The organism is Thioalkalicoccus limnaeus (genome assembly GCF_041197575.1).
Lineage (GTDB): Bacteria > Pseudomonadota > Gammaproteobacteria > Chromatiales > Chromatiaceae > Thioalkalicoccus > Thioalkalicoccus limnaeus.
Window position 1 is genome coordinate 1 of record NZ_JBDKXB010000050.1, and the last position, 11,809, is coordinate 11,809.

Here is an 11,809-nt window from a genome sequence, read left to right on the forward strand (position 1 = left end):
TATACGAAGCCCCAACTGGCCGACGAACTCGGCGTCACGATCCGCACCCTTGACCGCTGGTGGGCTGAGCGCATCGGCCCGCCACGGACGTACTTCGGGAGGACGCCCGTCTACTTGAAGGCTTCGGTTCAGAAGTGGCTTGAACAGCGCGAGCAGCATGCGGCGCGAGAGCGGGCAGCGTGAGGGTAGGCAATGGACGCAACCGCAACCAGACCGCCACCTGCAAATGAAAACGCCCCGATCGTGGACGGCGACCGAGGCGCGGGGCAGGCAGATCAAACCAACGCCCTGAATTCTACCATGGGCGATGCCGCGCTGACACACGCCACCCGCGGGATTCCAGTATTCCCGTGCAACCCTGAGAACAAGCGCCCGCTGACTGCGCACGGGTTCAAGGACGCCACCACCGACAAGGACCAGATTCGCCAATGGTGGCAGCGCTGGCCAAATGCCCTGATCGGTATGCCGACCGGCGCCGTCACCAAGGTGTTCGTCCTCGACGTTGATAACGATCCGCTCACCGGGAAGGATGGCGAGTCGTCGCTTTTCCAGCTCGTCAACGGCCATGGATCGCTGCCGGATACCGTCGAGGCTATGACGCCGCGCGGTGGACGGCACATCTACTTCCGGCATCCAGGTGGCGACGTTCGCATCCCGAACTCAGCGTCCAAGCTCGGCCCAAACCTCGACATCCGGGGCGACGGCGGGTATGTGATCCTGCCACCGTCACGGCTGCCCGATGGGCGCTGTTATGCCTGGGAAGGGTCCAGCGATCCGACGGAGGGTGCGCGATCGGCGGCTGCGCCGGACTGGTTGCTGAACGCCGTGCTTGCGCCGCCAACCGCCGAGGCGCCATCAGCACAGACATCGGCAGCACCAGATCAGATCGAGTCCGGCCGGCGCAACGATACCCTGTTCCGCCTTGGGCGATCGCTGCGCGCCAAAGGGCTTACCGATGGCGCCGTCCTGGCTGCGTTGCGCGCAGAGAACCTCGCGAAGTGCAGACCGCCATTGCCCGATGCCGAGGTGGCTGCGCTCGCGCAGTCGGTTTGCACGAAGCCGCCGGGGGGATCGGCAGAGTCCCGCGAGCCTGACGAGTGGCCAGACCTGGTGCGCCTCGACACCGGCCGCGAGCTGCCTAGGCTCCGCCCCGACCTGCTGCCTGGCTGGGCAGGCCGCTATGCCGCCGCGTTGGCCATCGCGACCGAGACCCCGCCCGAGCTAGCCGGCGCCCTAACGCTGGCCGCCTGTAGTGTCCCGTGTGCCCGTCGCATGTCCGTCATGGTGGCGCCCGGACACTTCGAGAACACAAATACCTGGTTAGCTGTCGCGCTACCACCCGGCAACCGCAAATCCGCTGTGCAGTCGGCCGTATGCGCGCCGCTTGTCGCGTGGGAGCGCGAGCAAGCCGAAATCGTCGCGCCCAAGATCGCCCATGCGCAGAGCGAAGCCAAGACGCTGCAAGTCCGAGCCAACGCCGCGCGCGCTTCGGCCGCCAAGACAACAAACACCGCCGAAATCCGGGAAGCCACAAACCTGGCCGCCGACCTAGAGGGGCAGGTGCCCGAGATTCCAGCCCTACCGCAACTATGGACCAGTGACGCGACACCGGAACGCTTGGGAGCGCTGCTCGCGGAGCAAGGCGAGTGTATGGCGTGGCTGTCGTCGGAGGCCGGGTTGTTCGATCTGTTGGCCGGCCGGTACTCCAACGGCATCCCGAACCTTGATCTGGTGCTGAAGGCATGGAGCGGCGACGCCGAGCGAGTGGACCGCGGAAGCCGCCCACCCGTCTTTCTGCTACGCCCGCGCCTCACCATCGGACTGTCACCACAGCCGGACGTGCTGCGCGGGCTGTCGATGCGCCCCGGCTTCCGCGGCCGTGGGCTGCTCGCCAGGTTCGCGTACCTGTTGCCACCGTCGCCGCTGGGGTACCGCCAACTGGGAGCGGATCGCCCTGGCGCCCGCGTCCCTGAAGGCTTGGCCGCCGAGTATGACGCCGGCATCCGCGCCATGCTGGAGTGGGGGCCGGTGAATTCTGCGAATTCTGCGAATTCTGCGAATGAGGAACGGCCCCGCCTGCTGAGGCTTTCACCCGCCGCCTACGCCGAGTGGTTGGACTTCGCTCGCGCAGTCGAGGTGCGTATGCGGCCCGGTAACGATCTGGAGTCCATGACGGATTTGGCCGCCAAGGTTCCCGGCACGGCCGCCCGCTACGCCGCTGTTATGCACGGCATCGAGCATGCCCACGGTGCGCCATGGGAAACGCCGATCAGCATCGACACGATGGGGCGAGCCCTGGAGTTCGCCGCGCTAACCCTTGAGCATGGCATCGCTGTCATGGGGTTGATGGACGCCGACCCCGAACTAGCCGCCGCCCGCAAGGTTTGGCAGTGGCTTGAGCGCGGGCGGAGAGTCGATGCAACGGTTCGCCAGGTGTTCGAGGGACTGAAGGGCACCTTCCCGCGAGTCGCGGCACTTGAAAGCGCCCTGGACACACTGGTTGAGCGCGGATATGTCCGCGTCGTCGAGGCGCGCCGCGACGGCCCCGGCAGGAAGCCATCGCCGACGATCGAGGTCCGGCCTGAGCTGGCGGAGGCATGGCGATGAGCTGGCGAAACTTGATGCCCGAAGCCTATTCGCACAATTCGCACAATTCGCAGAATCGGGATTGTGCGAATACTGCGAATTCTGCGAACCAGGTTTTTCCGGACGGCACCGACACCACCGGCCGCCGCCTGTGGCTGGTCACCCTGCCGTCGGGCGAGCGGATCAGCGTCAGCTACACGCCACCCGCCTCGCTGGCCGAGGTCCGCGGTCTCTGGCCCGACGCCCAAGCGATCGAGCCCGGGGCCGAGCCGCTGCCCGACGGCACACTGGCAGCCGGCGACGAGGCGCTGGTCCGCGGCTGGCTGGCCCAGATCGGCGAGCACGACGAGGCCACCACCGCCGAGGTCTTGGCCAGGGCCGCCAGCGACCCCGAGGCGTTGGCTTTCTACCTCGAGCGAGCCGCTGCCGCGGGCATCGAGGCGCAACCCGAGACAGCGCAGAAACCTGCCCGTCAGGCGGCCGTATGCGCAACCTGCGCGCACTTCGAGCGCGACAGCACCAATCCCACAGGTGGCCTTGGCGGCTGCCGTATCGACGCACCAGCGAGCCGGAAGCCTGGCTCGTGCTGGCCGTGGCCGAATCACTCCCTGAACTGCGATCAATTCGAGGGCGACCGATGAACATCCGAACCTACGGCGACGACGCTGAGATCCTGCGACTGGCCGAGGCCGACCGCTGCGCGACCGCAGTGCGCGAAGCCCTGGCCCGTGGCGGCGACCAGACGGCCGGCATACTCGCGGGTCCGCGCATCTACCTGGTCCACACCGCGCCTGGCGACTCAGGGTTTTCGTGCCTCGAAGTTGGCACCCCGCTCCAGATCCCGTTGGTAGTGGCGGCACTCGCACCGATCGTCGGCTCGCTGGGTGCGATGCAGGTGCGCCCGCACGATCAAGACCCGTCAGCTCACTGGGCGTGACCGCCGATGGCGTCATCGGCCCCAAGACCCGTGCTGCACTCGCTGCCGCCGATCAAGGTGTGCTCTACGGCAAGGTGCTGGGCCAGCGCTTGCGCCATCTCGGACGGCTGATCACCAACGATCCCGAGCAGTCGGCGTTTGCCGCTGGCTGGATGAACCGGATGGCGGAGTTCGTGGAGGGCACGGTATGACCCCGATCCTCACCACCTTGGCCCCGGGCTTGCTCGAAGCCGGCAGCCGACTCATCGACCGCCTGGTGCCGGACCCGGCCGAACGCGAGAAAGCCAAGCTCGCCCTACTGCAAGCCGAAGGGCAGCTGGCCCTGCAGGAGATGCAGACGAGTCTCTCGGCGATCCTGGCTGAGGCCAACTCGGCCGACCCCTGGACCAGCCGGGCACGTCCGACGTTTCTGTACGTGATCTACGGTGTGATCCTGCTGTGCGTGATGGGCGCCATCATCGGCATCTGGTGGCCGACGCATGTCTTCCAGGCGGCGGAGAACCTGAACAAGCTACTGGGCGCGGTGCCCGAGAGCCTGTGGTGGCTCTTCGGTGCTGGCTACCTGGGCTACACCGGGGCGCGCAGCTTTGACAAGTGGCGTGGTCCGGCCCGCTGATCGGTACTGCCCGACACGACAACCTGAAACGACGACCCCCCGATCTCACTGCCTTGACTGATGGTGGGGTCGGGGGATTTTTGCGTTTGGGCTTCTCGTAGGTTTAAAAATTTGTTAGGATATGCATTCATTTAAACCAAACCCAAGGAGGCGTCATGATTGCAGATCGCATTCGTCAAGCACGACTGGCGGCAGGTCTGACGCTGGGTGCTTTGGGCGAAAAAGTCGGTGTGTCGCACACCGCCATCCAGAAGTACGAGAAGGGTCTGCTGACGCCATCATCAATGCAGCTGCTCAAGCTGGCACGTGCCTGCGGCATCCGCACCGAGTATTTTTTCCGCACGCACACGGTAGAGCTGCTCCAGCCGGAGTTCCGCAAGCTCTCCTCCTTTGGCAAGACGGCGCAGGATGCCCTCAAGCTCAAGGTGGTGGAGTTGGTGGAAAAGCGTGTCGAGTTGCTCGGCGCCTTCCCTGAATCACCGCTGCAGGCGTTTGCACCGCCTGAAGGCCTGCCTGAACGCATCGAGTCGCTCGATGAGATCGAGGCCTTCTCGGATCGGGTTCGCAATGCCTGGCAACTGGGCATGAACCCCATCGCTGACCTCACCGACACCCTCGAAGCGGTTGGTTTGCTGGTCATCGTGGTCGACGAAGATAACCCCAAGTTCTCGGGATTGACCGCCAAGGCTCGCACCAATGACGGTCGAGAGTATCCCGTGGTGGTCGTGTCCAAACTCTGGCCTGGTGATCGGCAGCGTTTCACCTTGGCACACGAGCTGGGGCATTTGCTCCTGGAGGGGCGACTGGCTGAGGGTCTAGATGAAGAGAAAGCCTGTGACCGTTTTGCCGGTGCTTTCTTGGCCCCGCGTGTGGCGGTGATTCATCTACTGGGACAACAGCGTCACGCACTGGAATGGCAAGAGTTGTATGCGCTCAAGCACGAGTTCGGGCTATCGATGGCCGGATGGCTGCAACGGGCCAAGCAATGTGGGGTGATCACCGATGCGTTTCACCTATCGATAGTCAAACGGTTTTCTGTCAGGGGCTGGCGCAAGAACGAGCCCGGTGATCCGTTGCCACAGGAGCATCCACGCCTTTTCGATCAGTTGGTCTACCGGGCCTTGGCCGAGCAGTACATCTCTGAGGGCAAGGCTGCAGAACTTTTGGGCATCCCGATGATGCGCTTCCACAAAGAACGCCAGCTGGAGTCGTCGGATGCGGTTGCTTATCAGTGATGCCAACATCTTGATCGACATGGAAGCCGGAGCGTTGATGGAGACGCTGTTCCGGCTTCCGATGCAGTTCGGCATCCCTGATCTGCTGTACTACGAAGAGATCGAAGAGGGCAGTCCGGGGCTTGAGCAGATGGGTTTGCAGATCATGGAGGTCAGCGGTGACTTCGTGAAATACGCCGCCCTGCTGCCGGGTCAGTACAACCCGACGCTGCCTGCCAAGAACGGCGCCAAGCCCAGTCACAACGATTACCTGGCGCTGGCACTGGCGAAACAAGAATCCTGCACGCTACTGACAGGTGATGCCAACTTGCGCATCGTGGCCATCAAGGAGTCGGTCACGGTCATGGGCACCATCGGTCTGCTGTGTGCCATGGTCGAAAACCAGCTGCTGACGGTGGACGAGGCGCTCAAGGCCTTGCACAAAATGAAAGAGGGCAAGCGTCGCTTGCCCTGGCCTGATGCAGAAAAGATGCTTGAGGCGTTGCGCTGATTACACCGTAGCCGCCACCGCAGCCTGATTCGCCACCACCGGCCGACGCCCCACGACATTCCCCACCACATTGACCGCCTCGAGCATCGCCTGCGGCGACAAGTGCGCGTAGCGCATCGTCACCTTCGGATCGTGGTGCCCGAGGAGCTTTTGCACCTCGTACAGCGACCGCCCGGCATTGCCCAGGAAACTCGCGTAGCTGTGGCGCAGGTCGTGCAGCCGCACCTCGCCCAAGCCCACCTTCTTCCTGATCGAGTCCCAGGCGTAAAAGATCGACACCGGCGGCTTCTTCGTCTTCGGGTTGAAGAACACCCAGGGGATGTCCTCCTGCCGGGGCAGTGCCTGCAGCAACTCGATGGCCGCATCGGAGAGCGGAATGTGGCGCGGCTTCTTCGATTTCGACCGTGCCGCCGGCACCGTCAGCAGCCGACGGTTGAAATCGATCTCGTCCCACCGGGCGTCCAGGACCTCGCGCTTGCGGGCACCTGTGTAAAGCAGCAGCCGGATCACCTGGCCCACCTGCACATTGCGGTTGGTGTCCAACTCGTCAAACAGCCGCTGCACTTCTTCTGTGGTCAGGTAACGTTCCCGCGCACCGTGGTCCTCAAAGGGCTCCACGCCATCACACGGGTTGCTCTTGGGCGGCAGGATGTCCCAGCGGATCGCGCAGTTGTAGATGAACTTCATCAGCACAATCATCCGGTTGCAAGTCCCGACTGCGTAACCCTTCTCGAACACGGCGTGGTGGAAGGCCACCACATCCGAGCGGGTGATCCGGTTCATCCGGAAATCGGCAAACACCGGCAGCAGGTGATTGCGCAGCATCGTCTCATCCGTCTCCCAGCTGCGCTTGCGGGTCTTGGCGTAGGGCAGATACCGCTCGGCCACGAAATCCCCGAAGGTCGGCACATCCTTGAAGCGATGGCTCTCCACCTTGGGATCGCCACCCTCGGTGACCATCTGCTTCATTTTGTGCGCCTTGGCCCGGGCGTCCGACACCGAAATCTCATCAGCCCGGCCAATCCGGTTCAGTCGCACCTTGCCGGCGGCATCGCGGTAGCGGAAGTAGAAGGTCGCGCCACCGCTGGCGCGATGCTCCAGCAAGAAGCCCTTGATCTCCGTATCGAAGTAACTCACGGCCCCGGAGGCAGGCTCGCGACCTGGCAGTGTCGCCAGGAACTCGGTCGTCAACGCTTGTGCTGGCATCGTCGTGCTCCTCTATCTATTGAGGGTCATGCTACGATATAATGCGCCGCAAAAGACATAAAACACGTCTAATAAAACAGAAATATTTACCTGCCAAGACCGAGCAAAAGAGAAGGAGTCGACCATGATCGACGGAAGACAGATCCGCGCCGCGCGCGCGATGCTGGGCTGGAGCCGGGAGGACCTGCTCAAGGCCTCGGGCATCTCGATGTCGGCGCTGCTGCGCATGGAAGGGGCACTGGCCGACAGCCGTGGCTCCACACTCAACAAGGTGGCCAAGGCCCTGACCCTGGCCGGCATCGAATTCGTCACCCGCGATGACGGAGCCATCGGGGTGATTCTGAAGGCACAAAACCCGCCTGATGCGCCACAATGAGCACAGCATCCCGAGCCACCCAAAAGGCACGAAGGCCACCTGATGAGACGCATTGGGTGGCCTTTGCACTAGATGGCTTCGGTTGGTAGGTAGTTGGTACGTCGGATTGGCTGTAAATTGCGTCTATATAGATAGGTGACGGGGCTAAGTCTTTGAAAAGAAAAATGAAATATCCGATCAGACTGAAAATATGCCTTTTGCGGTAGGAAAATGGTCGGAAGTGGGTGCTTTGAGGGCTTCAAAACGCGCGTAAGTCTTTGACTTACAAATGGATTGCAGGGTAGCTAGCTATTATGCACACTGATTCACCACCACACGAGGAATCGAGCATGACCACCGAAGCTGAAAGACAACTGGCGCAAGCACAACAGGCCCTCGAAGTGGCTCGGGCGGAGGAAGCGGCGGCCGACCAGTTGGCGCCCACAGCAATCGATATCCATGGCGCCGGCATGGCCACCATCTACACCCCTCGTCTATGTGCCTCGGCTTGTCTATCGTAGCTTCGACAGGCAACCTGCGCTTACTGTTTGTTCCTGCGGCGCTGAGCGTTCAACCGCCCCGAGGGTAGATCGACACCGGCGGCCTTGTCCGGCGGCAACAGCGACTTTCAACGCGAACTAACGCTGATGTTCCGCCAACTCCAGGCATGTTCGACGAGCAAGAACGGCGAGGTAGAAAAACGTGGCAAGACGAGGCGGACTTGGTGGCGAGAGAGCGAAAAGAATCCCTGGTGGATCAAAACAGGCCACCGAGAGGAACACTGAGAGTCGGGGAATCAGTAGTCTGCGCAACATGACTACTGAGGGTCTTGTGCGGGCACGATCCTCAGCCGTAGGAAAGCGTCTCGCGTCAATCGACCGAGAACTGGCTCGACGAAAAGTGAGTCCCGGGAAGCGACGGATCGCTGAAGGAATCTCGCCGCGCAAACCGACCTCCAGCCAAGAATCTCGGCGTGTACAGGGTGCGCGACGTGTAGATACCCCTCCCGGCGGTTTCGAGCGATCTGACGCGGCTAACGTCAGCAGTCCGTCGAAAGATTTCGACCATTTGCCAGGTTACCGGGTCGACGCCTTAGGGCGGCAACGTCCCGACTTCTACCAAGACGGGGTTGTTTCAACCACTGAGCGAGTTGCAATTGAGGGAACAAGAATAAAGCGAGACGCGCGATTCCGCGCCAGGGTCATCGAAAAGTATGGTTCCGCCTGCGTTATCTGCGGCTACAAAACCCATGTAGAAGCAGCCCACTTAACACCAAAACACTACGGCCCGAGGTCCAGCGCCGCGCCACCCGCGACGCATAGACGCCTTACTATGGATTCTGTCCGACCCATAACCTGCATCCCTTCCCCGCACCCCGTCACGTCACGCATAATCGCGGCATCCCAATTACCGTGACGTGACGCCGATGACCGAGACCACCGAACCCAAGACCCGCGGGCGACCGCCGACGGGCCGAGCGATGACCGCCGCCGAGCGACAGGCCCGCTACCGGGACCGTCAACGTGCGAAGCTCGCCCAGGCCGCTAGCCCCGAGGCCGACGAACTGCGCCGAGCAATTGAACTGGCCCAAGCCGAGATCGCCCGCTTGAACGCCGAGGGCGATCGGCTCGCGCTGAAGGTGGATCAGCTGCAACGCGCCTTGGCCGCCAAGGAGAACGCCCACGCTCGCACCGCGAAGATCGCCGACAAGGTTGTCACCGAGCGCGACGCCCTACGCGACCGGATCGCCGAGCAGGACAGGCAGATCGAAGCGCTCAAGGCCGAGCTGGCGCGCTGTCGTCCACGGGTACACGCGACAGGACGATAGGCGAAACCTCTTGGCATGGCCTTGCCTGTCGGGCATGGCGCCGATCGAGCGATAGTCGACCGACGTGCCTCGCAAGCCATGCCAGATAGGCCGAGCCGATCAATCGACTGGCCCACCACGCGCGTGCTGCCAGCACTGGTGCGTGATACGGCCGCCCGCGCACGGGTACGCCGAGGCCCAGACACCGCGCCGACCATGCCCGTGACGCGGCCGTGACGGATCGGCGAGGCACCGGCCGGCACTGTGGCACGTCACCGCTTGCCACAATCCCGGCTCTCAACTGTGGCAAAAATGTGGCACAACGAAAAACGGCTCAGGGACGAATCGCCTAAGCCGTTGTTTTATTGGCGCGCCCGGAGAGATTCGAACTCCCGACCACCTGGTTCGTAGCCAGGTACTCTATCCAGCTGAGCTACGGGCGCTAAGCAAACGAGGACGCTCCATCCCTGGAGGCTCTATCCAGCCGCGCATGCCTGCGGACTGATTGAGCGGCGGCTTGGGCCTGCTGGACCAAGCTGAGACCGGTATTATCGGCAGCGGACGAACGGACGTCAACCAGAGATATACGCTGTCCTCCGTGTGCTCGGATAGAGCCGAGGGCGGAAAGCTAACAGCGGGTACAGGATTCGACCGGCAGGCCGCGCCGCAACCAGCCCGGGCCAGCCCGGCTTCCGGCCATCCCTTCGGCGATGTTGTAGACGTTCGTGAAACCCACCGCCGTCAAAACCTGCTGGACCTGACCGCTGCGATTGCCGGTTCGGCAGATGAGTCCGATCGGGGCATCCTTGTCGCCGTCAACCTCGGCTAAGAGTTCGCGCACAAAGCCCTCCAGCCCACCGGGATGCTGCATGTCGATCTCGCGCACGCCGGCGACGACGCCGGTCTGGCGCCATTCGCGCGGGGTGCGAATGTCGATGATGGTCATCTCGCCCTGGCTCGCCAACGCCCAGGAATCCGGGGCCGAGATGTCATGCTCCGAGAGGGAGGCGGAGGAATCCCACTGACAGCCCGTGCTAACAACGACAACGAGAGAAACCAGCCCCAGGAGGCCGGCAGTGGTTGCTACAGCTCTTTTCATCGACGACTCCAAACAACATGATTCGATCGGACTCGGGCCCGCGAGGTTCGCTTGACCAGGCGCGATTCGCAGCCGGCATCAGACCGCAGCCCCGCCTGGCCCGCTACGAGATTTCGCAACCACGAGACGGTTCGCCGACCCCGCTCCGCCCCGCCCCTTGCCCTGTCCTGTCCTGCCCGTAATATTAGCGTTGGTTGATTCTTCAAGCGATCGCAGGAGCGTGACGGATGTCTGATCTCATACTCATCGGAAAGGGCTCCCAGCCAATTGGCATTCTGCCGCGGATGGCGAACCGCCATGGCCTGGTCGCCGGGGCCACCGGAACAGGGAAAACCGTGACCCTGCAGCGGTTGGCCGAATCCTTCAGCCGCATCGGGGTGCCGGTCTTCCTCGCCGACATCAAGGGTGATCTCGGCGGCATAAGCCAACCGGGCGGACAGAACCAGCGCGTCGCCGACCGGGTGGCCAAGCTCGGCCTCTCGAACTTCGACTACTCGGCCTGTCCGGTCACCTTCTGGGACATCCTCGGGGAACAGGGCCATCCGGTCCGCACCACGATCTCGGAGATGGGCCCCCTGCTGCTGGGCCGTCTTCTCCAGCTCAACGAGGTTCAGGAAGGGGTTCTCAACGTCGTGTTCCACGTCGCCGATGAGAAGGGTTGGCTGCTGCTGGATCTCAAGGATCTGCGCGCGATGCTGGGTTATGTCGCCGACAACGCCGGGGAATTGCGCACGGCATTCGGCAACGTGTCGGCGGCCAGTGTCGGGGCCATACAGCGCCGCTTGCTGGCCCTCGAGCAACAAGGCGGCGCCAATCTGTTCGGCGAGCCGGCACTCGACATCCAGGACTTGATGCAGACCGACGAGCGGGGGCGCGGGATCGTCAACGTGCTCGCCGCTGACCGGCTGATCCACACGCCAGCGGTCTATGCGACCTTCCTGCTGTGGCTGCTGTCCGAGCTGTTCGAACAGCTGCCCGAGGTCGGCGACCGCGACAAGCCGAAGCTCGTGTTCTTCTTCGACGAGGCCCATCTGCTCTTTTCGGACGCCCCCAAGGTGCTGGTCGACAAGGTCGAACAGGTCGTGCGACTGATCCGATCCAAGGGTGTAGGCGTCTATTTCGTCACCCAGAATCCGCTCGACGTCCCCGACAGCATCCTCGGTCAGCTCGGCAACCGCGTCCAGCACGCGCTGCGCGCCTTCACGCCGCGCGATCAGCGCGCGGTTCGGGCCGCGGCCCAGACCTTCCGGCCAAACCCGGCGCTCGATACCGAGCGGGCGATCAGCGAACTGGGTGTCGGCGAAGCGCTCGTCTCGGCGCTCGATCCATCGGGCATCCCGACCATGGTCGCGCGCGTCCTCGTCGCACCGCCCGGCAGCCGCATCGGACCGATCGATACCGCTGAACGCCGGGCGGTCATGGCCTCGTCGCTGGTCGCCGGTGTCTATGATGTGGCTGTCGACCGGGTCTCGGCGTAC

The 11,809-nt window shown here is 63.3% G+C and carries 14 protein-coding genes and 1 tRNA gene; 12 read left to right on the forward strand and 3 right to left on the reverse strand.

Going from position 1 to position 11,809, the window contains the following annotated elements; all coding sequences use genetic code 11:
• The 8 genes from ABC977_RS17630 to ABC977_RS17665 all read left to right on the forward strand — a co-directional run.
• A partial coding sequence (locus ABC977_RS17630; protein WP_369668589.1) for a helix-turn-helix transcriptional regulator occupies positions 1 to 183 on the forward strand: 183 nt, incomplete at its 5' end.
• Between the two features lie 117 nt (positions 184 to 300).
• Positions 301 to 2,607, forward strand: coding sequence for a DUF3987 domain-containing protein (locus tag ABC977_RS17635; protein ID WP_369668590.1), 2,307 nt, complete (start codon positions 301 to 303; stop codon positions 2,605 to 2,607).
• A complete protein-coding gene (locus ABC977_RS17640; protein WP_369668591.1) occupies positions 2,604 to 3,227 on the forward strand; it encodes a hypothetical protein in 624 nt (207 codons plus the stop codon). Before ABC977_RS17635 ends, ABC977_RS17640 begins: the two co-directional genes overlap by 4 nt.
• Positions 3,224 to 3,523, forward strand: a complete 300-nt coding sequence (locus ABC977_RS17645; RefSeq protein WP_369668592.1) for a hypothetical protein — start codon at positions 3,224 to 3,226, stop codon at positions 3,521 to 3,523. The genes ABC977_RS17640 and ABC977_RS17645 overlap by 4 nt, the downstream gene beginning before the upstream one ends.
• On the forward strand, positions 3,520 to 3,714 hold the full coding sequence (locus ABC977_RS17650) for a putative peptidoglycan-binding domain-containing protein (protein WP_369668593.1): 195 nt from the start codon (positions 3,520 to 3,522) through the stop codon (positions 3,712 to 3,714). Before ABC977_RS17645 ends, ABC977_RS17650 begins: the two co-directional genes overlap by 4 nt.
• A complete protein-coding gene (locus ABC977_RS17655) occupies positions 3,711 to 4,139 on the forward strand; it encodes a holin family protein (protein WP_369668594.1) in 429 nt (142 codons plus the stop codon). Before ABC977_RS17650 ends, ABC977_RS17655 begins: the two co-directional genes overlap by 4 nt.
• Before the next feature lie 155 nt (positions 4,140 to 4,294).
• Positions 4,295 to 5,374, forward strand: a complete 1,080-nt coding sequence (locus tag ABC977_RS17660; protein WP_369668595.1) for a helix-turn-helix domain-containing protein — start codon at positions 4,295 to 4,297, stop codon at positions 5,372 to 5,374.
• Positions 5,355 to 5,864 carry a PIN domain-containing protein gene (locus tag ABC977_RS17665; RefSeq protein ID WP_369668596.1) on the forward strand — a complete coding sequence of 170 codons (510 nt, stop codon included), beginning with the start codon at positions 5,355 to 5,357 and terminating at the stop codon, positions 5,862 to 5,864. The genes ABC977_RS17660 and ABC977_RS17665 overlap by 20 nt, the downstream gene beginning before the upstream one ends.
• Here ABC977_RS17665 and ABC977_RS17670 read toward each other — a convergent pair whose 3' ends face one another.
• Complete coding sequence (locus ABC977_RS17670; protein ID WP_369668597.1) at positions 5,865 to 7,070, reverse strand: tyrosine-type recombinase/integrase; 1,206 nt, start codon at positions 7,068 to 7,070, stop codon at positions 5,865 to 5,867.
• A 124-nt stretch (positions 7,071 to 7,194) separates the two neighbouring features.
• Between ABC977_RS17670 and ABC977_RS17675 the strand changes: the two genes are divergently transcribed.
• From ABC977_RS17675 to ABC977_RS17685, 3 genes are all read left to right on the forward strand, one after another.
• Entirely contained in the window at positions 7,195 to 7,446 is a 252-nt protein-coding gene (locus ABC977_RS17675; RefSeq protein WP_323011837.1) for a helix-turn-helix domain-containing protein, read from the forward strand.
• Between the two features lie 329 nt (positions 7,447 to 7,775).
• A complete protein-coding gene (locus ABC977_RS17680) occupies positions 7,776 to 7,946 on the forward strand; it encodes a hypothetical protein (RefSeq protein ID WP_369668598.1) in 171 nt (56 codons plus the stop codon).
• 905 nt (positions 7,947 to 8,851) lie between these two features.
• Complete coding sequence (locus ABC977_RS17685; protein ID WP_369668599.1) at positions 8,852 to 9,253, forward strand: hypothetical protein; 402 nt, start codon at positions 8,852 to 8,854, stop codon at positions 9,251 to 9,253.
• Between the two features lie 345 nt (positions 9,254 to 9,598).
• Here ABC977_RS17685 and ABC977_RS17690 read toward each other — a convergent pair.
• A tRNA-Arg gene (locus ABC977_RS17690) sits at positions 9,599 to 9,675 on the reverse strand.
• Positions 9,676 to 9,860: 185 nt separating this feature from the next.
• A complete protein-coding gene (locus ABC977_RS17695; protein WP_369668600.1) occupies positions 9,861 to 10,331 on the reverse strand; it encodes a rhodanese-like domain-containing protein in 471 nt (156 codons plus the stop codon).
• Positions 10,332 to 10,558: 227 nt separating this feature from the next.
• On the opposite strand from ABC977_RS17695, the gene ABC977_RS17700 reads away from it, so the two are divergent.
• On the forward strand, positions 10,559 to 11,809 hold a 1,251-nt coding region (locus tag ABC977_RS17700; RefSeq protein ID WP_369668601.1), incomplete at its 3' end, for a helicase HerA-like domain-containing protein.

Excerpts from the sequence above, each read along its gene's own strand:
- ABC977_RS17635 (WP_369668590.1), top strand. The coding sequence starts at position 301 with ATGGGCGATGCCGCGCTGACACACGCCACCCGCGGGATTCCAGTATTC.
- ABC977_RS17640 (WP_369668591.1), top strand. The coding sequence starts at position 2,604 with ATGAGCTGGCGAAACTTGATGCCCGAAGCCTATTCGCACAATTCGCAC.
- ABC977_RS17645 (WP_369668592.1), top strand. The coding sequence starts at position 3,224 with ATGAACATCCGAACCTACGGCGACGACGCTGAGATCCTGCGACTGGCC.
- ABC977_RS17655 (WP_369668594.1), top strand. The coding sequence starts at position 3,711 with ATGACCCCGATCCTCACCACCTTGGCCCCGGGCTTGCTCGAAGCCGGC.
- ABC977_RS17660 (WP_369668595.1), top strand. The coding sequence starts at position 4,295 with ATGATTGCAGATCGCATTCGTCAAGCACGACTGGCGGCAGGTCTGACG.
- ABC977_RS17665 (WP_369668596.1), top strand. The coding sequence starts at position 5,355 with ATGCGGTTGCTTATCAGTGATGCCAACATCTTGATCGACATGGAAGCC.
- ABC977_RS17670 (WP_369668597.1), bottom strand. The coding sequence starts at position 7,070 with ATGCCAGCACAAGCGTTGACGACCGAGTTCCTGGCGACACTGCCAGGT.
- ABC977_RS17675 (WP_323011837.1), top strand. The coding sequence starts at position 7,195 with ATGATCGACGGAAGACAGATCCGCGCCGCGCGCGCGATGCTGGGCTGG.
- ABC977_RS17680 (WP_369668598.1), top strand. The coding sequence starts at position 7,776 with ATGACCACCGAAGCTGAAAGACAACTGGCGCAAGCACAACAGGCCCTC.
- ABC977_RS17685 (WP_369668599.1), top strand. The coding sequence starts at position 8,852 with ATGACCGAGACCACCGAACCCAAGACCCGCGGGCGACCGCCGACGGGC.
- ABC977_RS17695 (WP_369668600.1), bottom strand. The coding sequence starts at position 10,331 with ATGAAAAGAGCTGTAGCAACCACTGCCGGCCTCCTGGGGCTGGTTTCT.